A 17,807-nucleotide genomic window follows, 5' to 3' on the forward strand; every position below is an offset into this window, starting at 1 on the left:
CCACCCGAACATAGGCCTTTGCTGGCCGCCAAACAGCCAATGTAGCCAATCAACCCCTTGTGCGCCAAGGACTTTCATCCTCTCGCCTGCGTCCGCTATCCCCATATGGAGGGGCCCATATGCGGGGTTGTTCGAGACCTTGCCATTCTCCGCCCTTTTTCAGCGCGATTCACTACTTCTGGTTTTGTTTTCGCTACTGAACAGGTGTAACAGCAGATCCTGCTACGGGTTCATGCTGCTCTGTCACATATGACAGGCAGCAATTTTGATCTCGACAACTAGTGTAGGAACGCCGGGCAACGGATCCGGCGTGTAACCTTCATCGACCTAAGGAAAGACGAGATGAACAAAGTGTATTTGGCCGTGGTATTGGCCTGCTGGGGAAGCGCAGCCTTGGCTGCAGAACAGGTAGAAGTGCATCAGGTCGCCGGCATTCAGGGGGCACCGAGCGGCGCTGCCGGTGTCAGCGCTCTGGCCGGGGATGGCGAGTTTCGTCAGGTACGGGTAGTCAAGTTGCCCAATGGCCAGCAGCGGGTTCGCTATGAGCAAACCTGGCGCGGCATTCCGGTTTGGGGTCAGGTGCTGGTGGCTGAACAGTCTCTCGGTGGGCAGATAAGCCAGGTTTCCGGCCAGATGTTGCGCCAGATTGATGCCGACGTGGCCAGCCCGACCGCCGCCCTGTCGCCGGTTGACGCTGCTGGCAAGGCCCGTGCCGGGGCCAAGGGCAGCAACGAGCGGGTCAAGTTGTTCGTGATGCAGGATGAGGCAGGTCAGGCCCGTCTGGTCTATCTGGTCTCCTGGCTGGCGGCAAGCGAAGAGCCGAGCCGCCCCTTCGTGGTGATCGATGCCCAGAGCGGCGCCGAACTCAAGCGTTGGGAGGGGATCAACCACAAGGATGCCACAGGCCCGGGTGGCAACATCAAGACTGGCAAGTACTTCTATGGCGCGGACTTCGGCCCCCTGCTGGTGGATGACAGCTGCCGCATGACCAGCCCGAACGTAGATACCATCAACCTCAATCACGCTACCTCGGGTGGCGCCGTGCACCAGTTCACTTGCCCGGAGAACACGGTCAAGGAAATCAATGGTGCCTACTCGCCGCTCAACGATGCCCACTACTTCGGCAATGTTGTGTTCAACATGTATCGCAACTGGTACAACACGGCGCCGCTCAACTTCAAGCTGAAGATGCGGGTGCACTACAGTCGCAATTATGAAAATGCCTTCTGGGACGGCAGCCAGATGACCTTCGGGGATGGTGCTACCACCTTCTATCCGCTGGTGAGCCTGGACGTGGCGGCCCATGAGGTGAGCCACGGCTTCACCGAACAGAACTCGGGGCTGGTCTATTCCGGTCAGTCAGGTGGCATCAACGAAGCTTTCTCCGACATGGCGGGGGAAGCGGCCGAGAACTACATGAAGGGCAGTAACGACTGGCTGGTGGGGGCCCAGATCTTCAAGGGCAACGGCTCCCTGCGCTACTTCGAGGATCCAACCCGGGATGGCAGCTCCATCGGTCATGCCAGCGATTACTACGATGGCATCGACGTGCACCACAGCTCGGGCGTCTACAATCGGGCCTTCTACCTGCTGGCCAACACCAGTGGCTGGAACACCCGCAAGGCATTCGAAGTGTTTGTGCTGGCCAACCGCCTCTACTGGGGCGCCAACACCACCTACGATCAGGGTGCCTGTGGCGTGACCAAGGCGGCCACAGACCTGGGCTACAGCCTGACCGACGTGGCGGCAGCCTTTACCACTGTCGGGGTCAACGCCTCCTGTGGTACCACGCCGCCACCGAGCGGCAGCGTGCTGCAAAACGGGGTACCTGTGACCGGGCTCTCCGCCGCCAAGGGCGGCAAGGTGAACTTCACTATCGACGTGCCGGCCGGCAAGAGCCAGCTGGTGGTCGCCAGCAGTGGCGGCACAGGTGATGCGGATCTCTACGTCAAGTTTGGTTCGGCTCCGACCAGCACCAGCTATGACTGCCGTCCTTACAAGGGGGGTAATGCAGAGACCTGTACCCTGAACTCGCCCAAGGCGGGTACCTGGTATGTGCAGCTGAGTGGTTACAGCGCCTTTTCGGGAGTGACCCTCAAGGCAAGCTACTGATCCTGAGCTATGTGACCGAGTATTTGGCGCCGGACTTGTCCGGCGCTTTTTTATGCAGATTTGCCCGACCAGCGCCGGGCAAGGGCTCTGGCTGCCTCCAGCACCCGCTCCTTGGCCGGATTGGGCCGCTTGCCGCTACGCCAGGCCATCATGACATCCCAATGATCCGGCGGCAGGTCTACCACATCCAGCTGGACCAGGCGGCCAAACTCCAGATCCCGGCTGATGGCGAGTGCTGGCATCAGTGTGATGAAGCCGTGCTCCAGCGCCAGTTCCCGCGCCGCGCTGGCGGGCTGAATGGCGTGCAGCGGGCTCGTTACCTGACGCAGCAGCCGCAGTTGCAGGATCAGCTCGTCACAGCCGATGCCCCACTGCTGGGGTGCCAGCCGCTCGTTGGCGATATCCTGCAGGGTCAAACCTTGTCTTCCTGCCAGCGGATGGGTGGCGCAGGCCACCGCTATGATGGGGGAGCGGTAGAGCAGTTCGAGCTGGATACCGGCTATGGCGGGGCACTTGAGGATGAAGCCGACGTCGGTCTCCCCGGTCAGCAGCTCCTGCATTATGATGCCGGAGTGATCCGTGTTGCAGCGGATCTCGAACGCTTCGTCTACCAATGCCAGCAACAGGGGGCCAAATACCACTGTGGTCAGGGAGGGCAGGCAGGAGAGCTTGATGCGCGGCAGGGCCGGCGCTCCCTGCATCGCCAGACGTCCCCCTTCCAGTGCACTCAGAGCGGCCGCCGCCGCAGGCAAAAACTGCTCGCAAGCCGGAGTGGGCGTGGCCCCGCGTCTGTGGCGGCGAAACAGGGGCTGTCCCAGCGCCTGCTCCAGTACGGCGATCCGCTGGCTGACCATGGGTTGCGACCAGCCACGAATGGCTGCCGCTTTGCTGAAGCTGCCGCGATTGACCACATCCAGTAGTAATTGCAAGTCATCCAGGGTCATAGCCATAACGTAATCCAATATGAAATATAGCCAGTTGTCGGCTACCACTATATCTGGCGCCCTTCCAGAATAGCAGTATCAATTGTTGCGAATTGGCATATTGCCATGTCGGGTCAGAGGGTTGCAGTTACCCTTTGCCCGATTTGACGACGGTGTCATCCGGGCGATGAGACGAGCGAGTTGGATGTCATTAGCAAAGCAGGGGTCAGGCAGTCATGGTGGAGCGGGCGAGGCGGTTGGGGCGGTGGTTTTTGGCGTTGGATTCCCTTTTGGTGATCCTGGGATTTTTCGTGGTGATGCCCATGATCAGTCTGCGCTTCGTGGATCAGCTGGGCTGGGCGGCCGGTGTGGTCGGTCTGGCGCTGGGGTTGCGCCAGCTGACCCAGCAGGGATTGGGGGTGCTGGGGGGATCGCTGGCAGACAAGTTCGGGGCCCGGCCACTCATAGTAGGGGGCATGCTGTTGCGGGCCGCGGGGTTTGCCAGTCTGGCCTATGCCCAGAGCGGGCTTGAACTGATCCTCTCCTGCATCATCTCGGGGCTGGGCGGTTGCCTGTTCGATCCACCCCGTGCCGCCCTGGTGATCAAGTTTACCCGCCCGCGTCAGCGGGGCCGTTACATCTCCTTGCTGATGATGCTGGAGAGCGCCGGCGCCGTGGTGGGGGCCCTGCTTGGCAGCTGGCTGCTCAACTTCGACTTCGAGTATGTCTGCCTGCTGGGGGCGGGTCTGTTTGTCTGTGCGGCCCTGTGCAACTTGCTGATCCTGCCCCCCTACAAGCTCTCACTGCGGCCGACGCCTATCCGGGCAGGTCTCGGCCAGGTGCTGGCGGACAAGGCCTTCTGCCGGCTGGTGCTGATCCTGAGCGGCTACTACGCGCTCTGGGTGCAGGTGATGCTGATTTTCCCCATTCTGGTCAAACAGATGGCCGGCACCACCACGGCGGTGGGCTGGATGTATACCCTGGAGACCGCCATCTCGCTGACGCTGCTCTATCCGCTTGCCCGCTATGGGGAGAAGCACTTCAAGCTGGAAAATCGCCTGATGGCGGGTGTGCTGCTGATGACAACCGGGATCGGGCTGGTGGCGTTTGCCACTACGCTGCCCGCCGTCTTCGTATTGCTGGCCTGCTTCTATCTGGGGATCGTCATCGCCGAGCCGGCGCGAGAGACGCTCATGACCAGGTTGGCACAGCCGGGGGCACGTGGCAGTTACATGGGATTCAGCCGGCTGGGGTTGGCGCTCGGCGGCATGACGGGATACGTGGGGGGCGGGGCCCTGCATGACTACGCCAATGCCCAGGGGCAGCCCTGGTTACCCTGGCTGGTGCTGGGAACGGTTGGCGTGACTACCTTGTTGCTGCTGGTGAACTGCTTTCACCGCGAACCGAGTCTGGCGCGGGTCAACATCTGACAGGCAATAAAAAACCGGCCGCAGTGCGGCCGGTAAAATACAGTAGGCAATTCAGGGAAGACTTAGAAGTTGTACTGCAGGGCCACGGCGACCACGTCGTCGGTGTTCTTGCCGAGCGAGTTGGTGTGGGTACCGTTGACGTTGTCCAGCAGGTTGATCTTGTAATCAACATAGGCATTGAAGTTGTCGGTGAAGTTGTACCAGGCACCGATGGAAACATATTCGGTGGCGGTATCGTCAATGCCGCGGGCATTGTCTTTCACGTCGGTACGCAGGTAGGCCAGAGACGGCTTGAACTTGCCGAAGGTGTACTGGGCCACGGCTTCGTAGCCATCCATCTTCTCGGCGTAGCCGTTGTTGACGAACAGGTGGTCTTCACCGTGGGAGTAAGTAGCGGCCAGGTAGAGGTCACCGGCTTCGTACTTGGCACCCACACCATACAGCTTGGCATCGCGGTCGCCACCGAAGGCAGCGTTGTCAGCCTGCTCGTCGGTCTTGCCTGCCTGGTTGTAGGCGGCACCCAGACTCAGACCCATGTCGAAGTCATAGTTGGCGGACAGGGCGAAACCTTCAGCAGACCCTTCTGAATTCCAGGTGCTGTTCGGACCGGTCATCTCGGAACGGCCAGCGTTCTGCGGATCGTTGTTGCCGGTGAACTGGGCACCCAGGGTCAGACCCTGATAGGTGTAGATGTACTGAGCCAGACCGTTGGTGCGGCCGGTGCCGAATACTTCGGTGTCTTTACCCAGGCCATCACCACCCCATTCCGGCAGCACGTCTGTGTAGTTGTTCACCGCCTTGGTGAACAGGCCATCCTGACGACCATAGCTGAAGGCACCGAAACGATCGTGCTTGATACCGGCGAAGGCATAACGCAGTTCGTCGTTGTCAGAACCGGACACCGGCAGGTTGTACTCGGCAAAGCCGAAAGCGGTCAGCTCGTTGTCGATCTTGGTTTCGCCGGCAATGTGCAGACGGAAGTAGCTCTGATCACCCTCGGAATCCTTGTTGTCGGTACCGTAGTACATGCCTTGAGCACGGCCACCTATCTCGAGTTTGGTGTCGTTCTGGTCATAGACGGTCGCGGCTTGGGCGCCGCCGGCCAGCAGCACGCTGGAGATGGCCATAGTCAATGCTGTCTTCTTCATCGCTTTTTCCTCTGTGTAAACAATGTCGGACCTGTGCTCGGTCCTGCAGGATCGGTTGCTGTTCCGATGGCCCAGAGTAGATCTGTGAACCTTGATAGGAACTGAAGCGGTCGAGGATTAATTGGCGGAGAAAGGGAAAAACGAGGAATAAAAAACGGCCCAATGAGGGCCGTTTGAGTTTTTATGGCATTAAATGCTGATTAGAGCATCAGACCGCCAAAGAAGAAGCCCAGTAGCACGGCGAAAGCGATGGTCGCGGTGCCGGGGATGAAGAAGGGGTGGTTGAACACGGCCTTGCCAATTCGGGTCGAGCCGGTGTCGTCCATCTCGACTGCGGCCAGCAGGGTCGGGTAGGTCGGCAGCACGAACAGGGCGCTCACGGCGGCGAAGGAGGCAATCGCGGTCAGCGGGCTGACACCCAGCGCCAGTGCGGCCGGCATCAGGGCCTTGGTGGTGGCGCCTTGTGAGTAGAGCAGCATGGCGGAGAAGAACAGCACCACGGCCAGCAGCCAGGAATACTGGTTCAGCAGGTCGCCAGCGATCAGCTGAATGGTATCCATGTTGCCTTTCACGAAGACGTTGCCCAGCCAGGCCACACCCAGTACACAGATACAGGCGGACATACCGGACTTGAAGGTCGGCATGTTGGTGATTTGAGTGGCGTCCAGTTTGCAGACCAGGGTCATGATGGTGGCAGCAGCCAGCATGATGCCCATGATGGCACCGTCACGGGGAATTGGCGGATTGGCGATCAGGCCCACTTTGCCTGAGATGGCGGTGGCATAAGCCATGACGGCCACGATGGCGGCGATGAAGATCCAGACAGAAACCTTGGCGTAAGGCTTCAGCTCCAGCTTGGTGGTGCCGCGCAGCTTGATCAGCCCTTTGGCTTTACGCTCCAGATAGACTTCATCCTGATCCAGCGGTTTGCCCATCATGTTGGCAATGAAGGCGCCCAGGATACAGGCGATGAAGGTGGACGGAATGCAGATGGCCAGCAGAGTCAGGTAGTCGACACCGAACGGCTCAAGCATGCCGGAGAAGGCAACCACGGCCGCGGAGATCGGGGAGGCGGTGATGGCAATCTGGGAGGCGACGACCGCGATGGAGAGCGGACGGGAAGGACGAATGCCCTGCTCCTTGGCCACTTCGGCAATTACCGGCAGGGTGGAGAAGGCGGTGTGACCGGTACCGGCCAGCATTGTCATCAAATAGGTGACGATGGGGGCGGCAAAGGTGATGTACTTGGGATTCTTGCGCAGAGCCTTTTCTGCCAGCGAAACCAGGTAGTCCATGCCACCGGCCAGTTGCATACAGGCAATGGCACAGATGACGGACGCGATGATCATGATCACGTCCCAGGGGATGAAGGTGACCAGTTGGTCGCTCGGAATTTGTACCCCCAGGCCCCAGGTCAGCACCAGCACACCCAGACCACCGGCAAAGCCGATACCGATACTGCCTATCCGGGCACCCAGATAGATAGCGGCGAGCACGACAAGTAACTCGATAACAATCATAGCGAACACTCCATTTTCCAGTTTTTTTAGGTTTTATTTGGCAGAAAAGCCAATTCCCGATGGGACTGGGTGAGACCGATCGGGAACTGACTTTATGGGCCGGGATAAACCCGGCCCATTTTCTCGCTTATACGGTGGCTTCGCGGGTGTAGCGCTTGGCTTTGTATTGCGGGTTCATCAGGTTCTCGATGGAGAGGATTTCGTCCAGCTGTTCGGCGGTCAGCAGGCCGCGTTCCAGCACGACCTCACGGACGTTCTTGCCGGTCTGGGCGCAGATCTTGCCGACGATATCCCCTTCGTGGTGGCCGATGAAGGGGTTCAGGTAGGTCACGATGCCGATGGAGTTCAGCACGTGGTTCATGCAGATTTCCGGGTTGGCGGTGATCCCTTCCACACACTTCTCGCGCAGGGAGATACAGGCTTTTTCCATCAGGCTCAGGGATTCGAACATGGCCTGACCAATCACCGGCTCCATGACGTTCAGCTGCAGCTGACCAGCTTCGGCGGCGAAAGTGATGGTGACATCGTTACCGAATACCTTGAAGCAGGTCTGGTTGACCACTTCCGGGATAACCGGGTTGACCTTGGCCGGCATGATGGAGGAACCGGCCTGCATTTCCGGCAGGTTGATCTCTTTGAGTGCAGTGCGCGGACCGGAGGAGAGCAGACGCAGATCGTTACAGATCTTGGACATTTTCATGGCCATGCGCTTGATGGCACCGTGCAGCATCACATAGGCGCCACAGTCGGAGGTTGCTTCGATCAGGTCTTCTGCCGGAACATAAGCGCGACCCGTGATCTCGGCCAGGCGCTTGATGGCCAGCGCAGAGTACTCGGGCGGGGTGTTCAGGCCGGTACCGATGGCGGTTGCGCCCAGGTTCACTTCCAGCAGCAGCTCCTGGCAACGCTTGATGGACTTGATCTCTTCACGCAGGGTAACGGCGAAGGCGTGGAACTCCTGACCCAGTGTCATGGGAACCGCGTCCTGCAGCTGGGTACGGCCCATCTTCAGGATGCTTTTGAATTCCTTGGCCTTGGCATCGAAGGCGGCGATCAGTGCTTCCAGGGCATGCAGTGTGGTGTCTGTGCTGTTTACCACGGCAACGCGGAAGCCGGTAGGGTAGGCGTCGTTGGTGGATTGGCACTTGTTGACGTGGTCATTGGGGTTGATGACGTCGTAGCGGCCCTTCTCCAGACCCATGATCTCGAGGGCGATGTTGGCCAGTACTTCGTTGGTGTTCATGTTGACGGAGGTGCCTGCACCACCCTGGTAAACGTCGACCGGGAACTGGTCGAAACATTTGCCGGTGTTCAGCATCAGGTCGCAGGCTTCTACGATCTTGTCAGCAATTTCAGGACGGATGGTGCCCAGTTCGCCGTTCGCCAGAGCGGCGGCCTTCTTGGTCAGCACCATGCCGCGGACAAATTCCGGAACGTCAGAAATCTTCTGAGTGCTCAGCTTGAAGTTTTCGACTGCGCGCTGGGTATGCACGCCGTAGTAGAGCTCATTGGAAACTTCTTTGGTGCCCAGCAGGTCTTCTTCAATGCGGACGTTCTTGATGTCGCTCATTGTAATGCCTCAGAAATCAGATAAATGGAAACGATCCTCACCGAGTGGTCGCGAGTTCCTTACGCACGGCTCATCCTGAAGCACCACACATCGAGTGGGGCAGTTGGGAGCGTTTTTTGCTCCCTTAATTACTAGCGTCGATATTACCTCAATTGAGGTATCTGATATTAGACCTGGATCACTAAATTTGAGACAACCTCAAATAACTTGTGGTCATTAAACAGATATTGCAATTGAGCGATTAACTTTGACAGAACAAGGACTTCAATCACAGTCTGCCATGCCGGTTTTTCTGAATATCTGGCGCTCTGTCACCCTCCACACTTGAAAAATGGGTGTCGACCCCCACTTTAATATTCAGGAACCGACTTTGTGGCGTGTTGGCAGCGAAATATGCGTTTGCTGCAAGAGTTCACGGGTTCATCCAAATTCACTCGCACTGAGGTTGTTATGGGCAAGTTATTTCTGTTGTTGGTCGGTCTGGTGCTGCTCGAGCTCACCGTGATGATCGAGGTGGGCTCCGTGATTGGCGCCTTGCCAACCGTAGGCTTGCTGGTGCTGACCGCCGTGCTCGGGTCATCGCTGGTTCGCAGTGAAGGCATCAAGACCCTGCTCAATGCGCAGCAAAAAATGCAGCAAGGGGAGATGCCGGGTCGTGAGGTGATGGGGGGCATGATGCTGGCGCTGGCCGGCTTGCTGCTGATCATCCCGGGCTTTGTGACCGACTTCTTCGGTATCCTGTTGCTGCAGCCATGGCTGCGCAACAAGCTGGCTGACAAACTCATTGGCAGCAATCAGTTCCGGATGCAGATGGGCGGTTTTCATGCCCAGCAGCCTCCATTCGAGGCGCGTCCAGGCGAGGAACAACCGGGTCAGGTCAATCGTGGCGGGACCACCATCGAAGGCGAATTCGAGCGTAAAGAGTAAGCCTCTGTAGCTAAGCTGTGCCTGTCAGGGTTTGCCCTGATGGCACAATCGCTCGAAATGGTGGCGGGCATACCACCATGCCAGAGTGCCCGCTGCCAGATTTGCCAGCAGTATCCCCAGGTAGACTCCCTGTTCCCCTCCCAGCTCCGCCCCCAGCCAGGCCCCTTGCAACAAGAAGACAAACAGCCGCAATCCGTTGAACAGAAACGAGATGCTCGATGCCCTGACGCCATTGAGTGCCGAGGCCAGCAGCATCACCATGCCCTGGAAGCCATATCCTATGGGTACCAGGTGCAAATACAGAATGATGAGGCGCACTACTTGTGGATGATCGCTGAACAGGTTGGCGATAAGCGGTGCCAGCAACCAGGTCAGCCCGTACACCCCGAGCTGGAACAGCAAAGCGAAGCGCATGCAAAATTGCAGTGCGGCCCTGGCGCGCGCTGGGTTGCCAGCCCCGCAGTTTTGCGAGATGAAGGGGGCCAGTACGGAGGATAGCGCCATCATCACTATGAGCAGCAGTGCCTCGACCCGGGAGGCGGCGCCGTAGGCGGCCACCACTTCGGTGCCCAGACCGGCGAAGATGGTCATCAGCACCGCATTGGCCAGGGGGTTGAGCATGTTGGTGAAAGAGGCCGGCACGGCCACGTGGAGCAAGGCGCGCCAGTGGGCCAGCAATTGTGGGCGAGGGGACAGGCGCCATCGCAGCAAGCCTTCCCGATGGCGCAATATGTAGAGGCTGACCAGCATGGCCATCAACCAGGAGATCGACGTGGCGATGGCCGCCCCGCGGATCCCCCATTCGGGAAAGGGGTCTATGCCAAAAATGAGCAGGGGATCCAGCACGCCGTTCACCAGCCCCGCCACCGTCATCACCAGGCTGGGCGTCTTGGTATCCCCGGTGGCCCGAATGGCGGCATTGCCCACCATGGGCAGCACCAGCATGGGCACGGTCAGATACCAGATAAGCATGTAGTCATAGATGAGGCGGATCAGCTGATCGCTGGCGCCGAGCAGCCGAAACAGGGGCTGTATGGTGCATGCTCCCAGCAGCGAGAGGAGCGTGACCAGCACCACGGCCAGAAACAGGCAGTCGGTGGTGATGCGGGCGGCTTCGTCATGTTTGCCCTGACCGAGGGCATGGCCGATGACGGCGGAGAGCCCGGCCCCCAGCCCCATTGCCAGCGAGGTGACCACGAAGGTGACCGGGAAGGTGAAGCTGATGGCGGCGAGTGCCTGGGTGCCCAGCATGCCGATGAAGAAGGTATCGACCAGATTGAATGCCAGTATGGCGATGATGCCGAGGATCATGGGGCCCGTCATGCGCAGCAGCACGGACGTCATGGGGGCGGTCAGCAGGGGGTTGGGTCGGGTCACGAGCTCGTCTCTATACATCTGGCGAAGTGAGTTCTGGCTGCAGGCAGCACAAACCCGGTTTCCTGACCGGGACACGGGCGATCCATCGAAGATATTCATAGTACGTGAAAATATTTTTTTTGTATTTGCCCTTGAAGGGTTAACAAAAACGCCCCACATCAGAGGCATATCTAATTTGGCCAGGAATGGCCATTCCTCAAAGCAACACAGAGACTCATTTTGGGAGAGTTATCGATGAAAATTCGTCCACTGCACGACCGCGTCATCATCAAGCGCATCGAAGCTGAAGCCAAATCCGCTGGCGGCATTGTCTTGACTGGTACTGCGGCCCAGAAGTCCACCCGTGGTGAAGTACTTGCCGTGGGGACTGGCCGAATTCTGGATAATGGCGATGTCAAAGCCCTCGCCGTCAAGGTTGGTGACAAGGTGATCTTCAACGAAGGCTACGGTGTGAAGACCGAGAAGCTGGATGGTCAGGATGTACTGATCCTGTCTGAAACCGACATCCTGGCGATTGTCGAAGCGTAATCCACCCTTTCCCCTGCGAATTGATTGAAGGATTGAAGAAAATGGCAGCTAAAGAAGTCAAATTTGGCAACGAAGCCCGCATCAAGATGCTGGAAGGTGTAAACATCCTGGCCGATGCCGTCAAGGTTACCCTGGGTCCGAAAGGCCGCAACGTGGTACTGGACAAGTCCTTCGGTGCGCCGACCATCACCAAGGATGGCGTCTCCGTGGCGCGTGAAATCGAACTGGAAGACAAGTTCCAGAACATGGGCGCCCAGATGGTCAAGGAAGTTGCTTCCAAGGCCAACGATGCTGCCGGTGACGGTACCACCACTGCAACCGTACTGGCTCAGGCCATCGTCAACGAAGGTCTGAAGGCTGTTGCTGCCGGCATGAACCCCATGGATCTGAAGCGCGGTATCGACAAGGCAGTGATCGCCGCCGTTGCCGAGCTGCAAGTGCTGTCCCAGCCGTGCGCTGACAACAACGCCATCGCTCAGGTAGGCACCATCTCCGCCAACTCCGACGAGAAAGTGGGCAGACTGATTGCTGAAGCCATGGACAAAGTCGGCCGTGATGGCGTCATCACGGTTGAAGATGGTCAGGGCCTGGACGACGAGCTGGCTGTGGTAGAAGGCATGCAGTTCGACCGTGGCTACCTCTCCCCCTACTTCGTCAACAAGCCGGAAACCGGTGCCGTTGAGCTGGATGATCCCTTCATCCTGCTGGTGGACAAGAAAGTATCCAACATCCGCGAAATGCTGCCGGTGCTGGAAGGCGTTGCCAAAGCAGGCAAGCCGCTGCTGATCGTTGCCGAAGACGTGGAAGGCGAAGCGCTGGCGACCCTGGTGGTCAACACCATGCGTGGCATTGTGAAAGTGGCTGCCGTCAAGGCGCCGGGCTTCGGTGACCGTCGCAAGGCCATGCTGCAGGATATCGCCATGCTGACCGGTGGTACCGTGATCTCCGAAGAAGTAGGCATGGAGCTGGAAAAAGCGACCCTGGAAGATCTGGGCCGTGCCAAGCGTATCGTCATCACCAAAGAGAACACCACCATCATCGATGGCGTGGGTGATGCTGCCCTGATCGAAAGCCGTGTGGCCCAGATCCGTCAGCAAATCGAAGAGACTTCTTCCGATTACGACCGTGAGAAGCTGCAAGAGCGCGTAGCCAAACTGGCTGGTGGCGTTGCCGTGATCAAGGTCGGCGCTGCGACCGAAGTCGAGATGAAAGAGAAGAAAGCCCGTGTTGACGATGCCCTGCACGCAACCCGCGCTGCCGTAGAAGAAGGCGTTGTTGCTGGTGGTGGTGTGGCGCTGGTACGCGTTGCTGCCAAACTGGCCGGCCTGCGTGGTGACAACGAAGATCAGAATGTGGGTATCAAGGTTGCCTTGCGCGCCATGGAAGCCCCGCTGCGTCAAATCGTCATCAACGCTGGTGAAGAAGCTTCCGTCATTGCCAACGCCGTGAAAAATGGTGAAGGCAACTTCGGCTATAACGCTTACACCGAACAGTACGGTGACATGCTGGCCATGGGTATCCTGGATCCGACCAAGGTCACCCGTTCTGCTCTGCAGTTCGCCTCTTCCATCGCCGGCCTGATGATCACCACAGAGTGCATGATCACCGAGCTGCCGAAGAAAGATACCCCTGCCATGCCTGACATGGGCGGTATGGGCGGCATGGGCATGATGTAATTCAGTCCTGGTTACCAAACGGCTCGCTTTTGCGGGCCGTTTTTTTTATGGCGACTAAACTGAGTCTATTGTTGGTGACTTTTTCTGAGGTGAGTATGCGTGCACTGGGTTTGATTCCATTACTGTTTTCTCTTGCGATGCCGGTCATGGCCCTTGAGGCGCCGCAGGGTCCCGTTATCTTGACTGTGACCGGCAATGTAAAGCCTGCCGAGGCAACAGAGGGGGAGGTGGCTTTCGATCTGGCCATGCTCAAGGCCTTGCCCCAGCATGAAATAGTGACGGGAAATCCCTGGGTCGACAAACCGCACAAGTATGTGGGGCCCAAGCTGGCAGATGTGCTGGCTGCCGTCGGAGCGGATGGCAAATCCATTACCCTGACAGCCCTGAACAGTTTTCAGATACGGATCAACTGGGACAAGGTCAGCAAATACGATCCCATTCTGGCCTGGCAAGATGACGGTGTGACCATGCGGGTACGGAATAAGGGACCGCTTTGGTTTATCCTACCGCTTGATCAGCATCCGGAGCTGAAACGATCAGAGTTCACTGACATGATGATCTGGCAGTTGAATGCGGTTGACGTTCAACATTGATATAACGGCGTGCGGGAGTGCGAGTGAAAGCAAAGACCAAGGCGTGGCCTTTACTTGTCGTTCTTTACCTATCCATCCTGTTGTTTACGGGAAGTACCCTGTATTGCCTCGCGCAGATACAGAATGCGACCCGGGTGATGGAAAAGTACACCTATGACGTCTCCTGGGCGCTGATGCAGTTGCAGCTGGAGTTGGGGCGCTTCCTCAACTCCGTCGAGATCTACCATTATGGTGGCATCGATCACGACACTCTGATGCTGCGTTACGACATCCTCTGGAGCCGCACGCCAATCCTGCTCAGCGGGCAGTTGCGCCAGAGCATGAAAGACAAGCAAAAGACCCTGCGTCTGGTGCAGCTTATTGAAAGCAACATCCGCGAGATGGAGTCCAACATCACCAATCTGAAGTCGGGCACGCCAGAGTATCAGCAAATCATGATGCGATTGGCCCCTCTGCAAGAACCTCTCTCCTACTCTCTCGCCTCTGTGATGCAAAAGAACATCAATGTCTATTCCGGTAATGACAAACGCTTTGGCCAGCTGCGCAACGCCTTGCTGTTTATGGTTTCCGGTCTGGTGTTGTCCGTGATGTTGCTCAGTGGCCTGCTGATCCGCGAGGCGCGTCGCCATTTCCGGGCTGCAAGAGTCGATCCCCTGACCGGGCTGGTCAATCGGCTGGCGTTGCTGGAGAAGATGGAATCGTACGCAACCAAGGAGATACCATTTGGTTTGGTACTGGTTGATATCAACGATTTTCGGGATATCAACAGCAAATTTGGCTACAACACCGGTGACTTCTTGCTGCAGGAGATGGCAAAACGGGTTCGCGGCCTGTGTGAAAACGGTGAGTGGGTGGCGCGTCTGGGTGGAGATCAGTTTGCCATCATCCAGCGCGAGAGCAGTGACCTGCGGCAGGTGAGAGAGCTGGTTGTACGCCTGCTTCATGCGCTCAAGCAAGACATCATCATCGACAACTACCCCTTCCGGCTGGAGGTGGGGATAGGTATCGCCTTCTTCCCGATGGACAGCAAGTTGACCCAGGAGCTGCTCAGTCGGGCCGAGCAGGCGCTGTTCCACAGTCGCAAGACCCATGTCCCTTATGTTATCTATGACAACTCGCTGCTCAATGAAACTGCGCGGCGCAAGCATCTGGCAAGCGACATGATCATGGCGCTGGAGCACAACGCACTCGAACTGTATTACCAGCCCATAGTCAATCTTGAAAGCGGTCGCTGCGAGGCAGTCGAAGCGCTGCTGCGCTGGCGGCATCCTGAATTGGGGTTCATTCCACCCAACGAGGTGATCCAGGTGGCGGAAGAGTTCCAGCTGGCCGAGAAACTGGGCAGCTGGGTGCTGAATACCGCTTGTGAGCAACTTTATCAGTGGCAGCAGCTCGGGCTGGTCGACTTGCAAATGTGCGTGAATATCTCGCCTGGCATGTACCAGCGCAATTTGTTGAAACTGGTCGCCAAGGCGTTGATGGATCACCATATCCCGGCTGCCAGCCTGGTGTTGGAGGTGACTGAAGACACCACAATGCGCGAGGTGAAGAATTCCCTGCAGCTGATGCAGGATCTGAATCAGCAAGGGGTTCAGTTGGCGCTGGATGATTTCGGTACCGGCTACTCATCTCTCAGCTATCTGCAGAAATTGCCGGTCAGCAAGGTGAAGATCGATCGCTCCTTCATCCAGGGGATCGATACCTCGATAGAAGCATCTGAACTGGTCGCCAACATTTGCCGTATGGGTTCCATGCTGGGCAAGAGTCTGGTGTGCGAAGGGATAGAAACCCAGGCGCAGCTCGATGTCCTGCGTACTCTTACCGATATTCATCTCTATGGACAAGGCTATCTGTTCAGCCGTCCCGAACAGGCGGAGAAGATATATCAGACTCTTCTGGAGATGGAGGAGGCGTGGTTGAAGCGACGCCAACCCGACAAAGCGTATTTAATTTAGCCAAAATGATTCATGTCTGGCGCAAGATGGCCGATAGTCTTAGGGCAGGAGGTACACCATGGATATATCTAGTTCCGCATCAACGTCATTTGGTTCTGCTTTGCTGACGGCCAGTCTGGCTAAAAAACAGCAGACTCAGGATGGTGAAGCCGCATTGAAACTGCTCCAGACGGCTGCTCAGTCAGCCCCTGCTGCAGCGCCAACGGCCAGCTCCACTCTGGGAAGCAAGATTGATATTCGCGTCTGATCCTAATGAAAAAGCCCCCATCAGTAGATGGGGGCTTTTTTTATGTCTGCGCTGGCTTACAGCGAGAAAGGCGCTGGCGCTTCGAAGGTCATCCGCTCGCCACTGCGGGGGTGGCTGATGGTCAGCATGGCCGCATGGAGGTAGAGATGGGGCGCCGCCGCCAGTGCATCCGGATGGGCATAGAGGTTGTCACCGAGAATGGGGTGTCCCAGCTCCAGCATATGGACGCGCAGCTGGTGGGAGCGACCCGTGATGGGGGTCAGCTTGATCAGGCTGTTGCCGTTCTCCACCTTCAGCTTTTCCCACAGGGTCAGGGCGTGGCGTCCCTCCTCAAAATCCACCTTCTGCTTCGGGCGGTTGGGCCAGTCGACGCAAAGTGGCAGGTCAACCTGACCCGAGTCTGCTTCTGGCTCGCCCCACACCCAGGCGAGGTAGTGCTTCTCGGTCTCCCGCTCGCGAAATTGCCGACTCAGCTCCCGATGAGAATTGGGGGTGAGGGGTATGACAATGACACCAGTGGTGGACATGTCGAGGCGATGGGCTGCCGCCGCCTTGGGGTGCTGTTGCTTCACCCGATGCAGGACGCTGTCTTCATTCTCGGGGCCGCGCCCGGGGACGCTCAGCAGGCCGGTGGGCTTGTTGACCACCATGATGTCCTTGTCCTTGAACAGGATATCGAGCCAGGGTTCCAGAGGCGGTGAGTATTCAAACATAAGTGTCTCGCATCAGAAGGTGGGGGCAAGCCCCCATCAGTTATGGGTAACCACGATAAAGCGGATTGCATCCAGCTTGAGTTGGGTCTGATCGATCAGGTGGTGCAATTCTGCCTGCAGATTGCGCAGATAATCCAGTTCGCTGTCACGCACGTTCGGATTGACCACCTTGAGTGCTTCCAGACGATCCAGATCCTGCTGCAGGGTTTGCGCCATCCGGGCGCGCGCCTTGTCGACAATCCCGGCTTTCAGCTCTTCGGCAATGACCTGGCCCTTGCCAATCAGACCATGGATCACCGGCTGGGATGCGGTGACCAGCTTGCTGCCAAGGTGGCGGTTGACCGGGGTCAGCTGGCGGTTGAAGGCATCGAATGCCACCTTCTCGCCCAGATTCTGACCGTTCTTGTCCATCAGCAGACGGATCGGTGTCGGCGGCATGAAGCGGTAGAGCTGGGGATGGGCCGCAGACTCGGCGACGAAGATCAGCTCAAGCAGGATGGAGCCGATGGGCAGCGCCTTGTTCTTGAGCAGGGCCACAGACGTTGCGCCGATCTCGGAGCCCAGAATGAGGTCGATACCGCCGCGCATCATGGGGTGATCCCAGGAGAGCAGCGCCATGTCATCCCGTGACAGGGCGGTCGGGCGATCGAAGGTGATGGTCATGCCATCCTGCGGCAGGCCCGGGAAGCTGGATACCAGCATGTGATCCCCCGGGGTCAGCACCAGCGCGTTTTCGCCTCTGTCATCCTGATTGACGCCGATCTCGTCGAACATCTTGAGGGCGAAGGAGACCATGCCGGTGTCATCATCTTCGGCGGCCAGCTTGTCGACCAGCTGCTGGGCTGCGGCGCCACCGCTGGAGTGGATCTCCAGCAGGCGATCGCGACCCTGTTCCAGCCGGGCCTTGAGCGGCTCGTGCAGCTCGCGGGTCTTGATCAGCAGGGTGTCGAGGGTTGCCTGATCGCCGGTGTTGGCGGCCAGCAGCTCGAACAGCTCATCACGCACAGCTTCGAATACCGGGCGGGCAGTCGGGCAGGTCTGCTCGAACGCATCCAGACCATCGTGATACCAGAGCTGCAGGGCGCGCT

15 protein-coding genes (1 of these 15 running past the window's edge) are annotated in these 17,807 nt (G+C 58.2%); 8 read left to right on the top strand and 7 right to left on the bottom strand.

Annotation, left to right across the window (positions count from 1 at the left end; genetic code table 11):
* Positions 1 to 513 precede the first annotated feature (513 nt).
* Positions 514 to 2,112, top strand: a complete 1,599-nt coding sequence (locus tag AC1P02_RS09275) for a M4 family metallopeptidase (RefSeq protein ID WP_485185437.1) — start codon at positions 514 to 516, stop codon at positions 2,110 to 2,112.
* A 50-nt stretch (positions 2,113 to 2,162) separates the two neighbouring features.
* Here the strand turns inward: AC1P02_RS09275 and AC1P02_RS09280 are convergent, their stop codons facing one another.
* Positions 2,163 to 3,062: a LysR family transcriptional regulator gene (locus AC1P02_RS09280; RefSeq protein WP_021140090.1), complete on the bottom strand. Its 900-nt coding sequence runs from the start codon at positions 3,060 to 3,062 to the stop codon at positions 2,163 to 2,165.
* 209 nt (positions 3,063 to 3,271) lie between these two features.
* Here AC1P02_RS09280 and mdtH point away from each other — a divergent pair, with 209 nt between their 5' ends.
* On the top strand, positions 3,272 to 4,465 hold the full coding sequence (gene mdtH, locus AC1P02_RS09285) for a multidrug efflux MFS transporter MdtH (protein WP_485185133.1): 1,194 nt from the start codon (positions 3,272 to 3,274) through the stop codon (positions 4,463 to 4,465).
* Positions 4,466 to 4,527: 62 nt separating this feature from the next.
* Here mdtH and AC1P02_RS09290 read toward each other — a convergent pair whose 3' ends face one another.
* The 3 genes from AC1P02_RS09290 to aspA all read right to left on the bottom strand — a co-directional run bounded on the left by AC1P02_RS09290 (position 4,528) and on the right by aspA (position 8,703).
* A complete protein-coding gene (locus AC1P02_RS09290) occupies positions 4,528 to 5,613 on the bottom strand; it encodes a porin (protein ID WP_058395192.1) in 1,086 nt (361 codons plus the stop codon).
* 200 nt (positions 5,614 to 5,813) lie between these two features.
* On the bottom strand, positions 5,814 to 7,133 hold the full coding sequence (locus AC1P02_RS09295) for an anaerobic C4-dicarboxylate transporter (RefSeq protein ID WP_005318965.1): 1,320 nt from the start codon (positions 7,131 to 7,133) through the stop codon (positions 5,814 to 5,816).
* 127 nt (positions 7,134 to 7,260) lie between these two features.
* Complete coding sequence (gene aspA / locus AC1P02_RS09300) at positions 7,261 to 8,703, bottom strand: aspartate ammonia-lyase (RefSeq protein WP_005318968.1); 1,443 nt, start codon at positions 8,701 to 8,703, stop codon at positions 7,261 to 7,263.
* Between the two features lie 450 nt (positions 8,704 to 9,153).
* Between aspA and AC1P02_RS09305 the strand changes: the two genes are divergently transcribed.
* Positions 9,154 to 9,630, top strand: coding sequence for an FxsA family protein (locus tag AC1P02_RS09305; protein WP_005318970.1), 477 nt, complete (start codon positions 9,154 to 9,156; stop codon positions 9,628 to 9,630).
* Positions 9,631 to 9,654: 24 nt separating this feature from the next.
* Here the strand turns inward: AC1P02_RS09305 and AC1P02_RS09310 are convergent, their stop codons facing one another.
* Complete coding sequence (locus tag AC1P02_RS09310; RefSeq protein WP_485185438.1) at positions 9,655 to 11,025, bottom strand: MATE family efflux transporter; 1,371 nt, start codon at positions 11,023 to 11,025, stop codon at positions 9,655 to 9,657.
* 216 nt (positions 11,026 to 11,241) lie between these two features.
* Between AC1P02_RS09310 and AC1P02_RS09315 the strand changes: the two genes are divergently transcribed.
* The 5 genes from AC1P02_RS09315 (at position 11,242) to AC1P02_RS09335 (ending at position 16,006) form a co-directional block, all read left to right on the top strand.
* Positions 11,242 to 11,535, top strand: a complete 294-nt coding sequence (locus AC1P02_RS09315; protein ID WP_005318973.1) for a co-chaperone GroES — start codon at positions 11,242 to 11,244, stop codon at positions 11,533 to 11,535.
* A 41-nt stretch (positions 11,536 to 11,576) separates the two neighbouring features.
* Positions 11,577 to 13,211, top strand: coding sequence for a chaperonin GroEL (gene groL / locus AC1P02_RS09320; protein ID WP_005318975.1), 1,635 nt, complete (start codon positions 11,577 to 11,579; stop codon positions 13,209 to 13,211).
* Between the two features lie 95 nt (positions 13,212 to 13,306).
* Positions 13,307 to 13,804, top strand: a complete 498-nt coding sequence (locus AC1P02_RS09325) for a putative pterin-binding protein (protein WP_005318977.1) — start codon at positions 13,307 to 13,309, stop codon at positions 13,802 to 13,804.
* Between the two features lie 23 nt (positions 13,805 to 13,827).
* Positions 13,828 to 15,759: a putative bifunctional diguanylate cyclase/phosphodiesterase gene (locus AC1P02_RS09330; protein WP_058395188.1), complete on the top strand. Its 1,932-nt coding sequence runs from the start codon at positions 13,828 to 13,830 to the stop codon at positions 15,757 to 15,759.
* Positions 15,760 to 15,817: 58 nt separating this feature from the next.
* Positions 15,818 to 16,006 (top strand): hypothetical protein, encoded by a 189-nt coding sequence (locus AC1P02_RS09335; protein WP_005318982.1) that lies wholly within the window; start codon positions 15,818 to 15,820, stop codon positions 16,004 to 16,006.
* A 56-nt stretch (positions 16,007 to 16,062) separates the two neighbouring features.
* Here AC1P02_RS09335 and rluA read toward each other — a convergent pair whose 3' ends face one another.
* Positions 16,063 to 16,719, bottom strand: a complete 657-nt coding sequence (gene rluA / locus AC1P02_RS09340) for a bifunctional tRNA pseudouridine(32) synthase/23S rRNA pseudouridine(746) synthase RluA (RefSeq protein ID WP_005318985.1) — start codon at positions 16,717 to 16,719, stop codon at positions 16,063 to 16,065.
* Between the two features lie 36 nt (positions 16,720 to 16,755).
* On the bottom strand, positions 16,756 to 17,807 hold the final stretch of the coding sequence (rapA, locus tag AC1P02_RS09345; protein ID WP_408136293.1) for an RNA polymerase-associated protein RapA. 1,816 nt of this gene lie beyond the right edge of the window; 1,052 of the gene's 2,868 nt are visible here — the last part of the coding sequence; the start codon falls outside the window, past its right edge — the gene reads right to left on this strand; its stop codon occupies positions 16,756 to 16,758.

It is taken from the genome of Aeromonas sp. TS_SC_11, assembly GCF_057318915.1.

Bases quoted from the DNA above. Each gene is read 5' to 3' on its own strand.
- AC1P02_RS09315 (WP_005318973.1), top strand. From the start codon at position 11,242: ATGAAAATTCGTCCACTGCACGACCGCGTCATCATCAAGCGCATCGAA.
- mdtH (WP_485185133.1), top strand. From the start codon at position 3,272: ATGGTGGAGCGGGCGAGGCGGTTGGGGCGGTGGTTTTTGGCGTTGGAT.
- AC1P02_RS09290 (WP_058395192.1), bottom strand. From the start codon at position 5,613: ATGAAGAAGACAGCATTGACTATGGCCATCTCCAGCGTGCTGCTGGCC.
- AC1P02_RS09310 (WP_485185438.1), bottom strand. From the start codon at position 11,025: ATGTATAGAGACGAGCTCGTGACCCGACCCAACCCCCTGCTGACCGCC.
- rluA (WP_005318985.1), bottom strand. From the start codon at position 16,719: ATGTTTGAATACTCACCGCCTCTGGAACCCTGGCTCGATATCCTGTTC.
- AC1P02_RS09305 (WP_005318970.1), top strand. From the start codon at position 9,154: ATGGGCAAGTTATTTCTGTTGTTGGTCGGTCTGGTGCTGCTCGAGCTC.
- AC1P02_RS09295 (WP_005318965.1), bottom strand. From the start codon at position 7,133: ATGATTGTTATCGAGTTACTTGTCGTGCTCGCCGCTATCTATCTGGGT.
- AC1P02_RS09325 (WP_005318977.1), top strand. From the start codon at position 13,307: ATGCGTGCACTGGGTTTGATTCCATTACTGTTTTCTCTTGCGATGCCG.
- AC1P02_RS09280 (WP_021140090.1), bottom strand. From the start codon at position 3,062: ATGGCTATGACCCTGGATGACTTGCAATTACTACTGGATGTGGTCAAT.
- AC1P02_RS09335 (WP_005318982.1), top strand. From the start codon at position 15,818: ATGGATATATCTAGTTCCGCATCAACGTCATTTGGTTCTGCTTTGCTG.
- groL (WP_005318975.1), top strand. From the start codon at position 11,577: ATGGCAGCTAAAGAAGTCAAATTTGGCAACGAAGCCCGCATCAAGATG.
- aspA (WP_005318968.1), bottom strand. From the start codon at position 8,703: ATGAGCGACATCAAGAACGTCCGCATTGAAGAAGACCTGCTGGGCACC.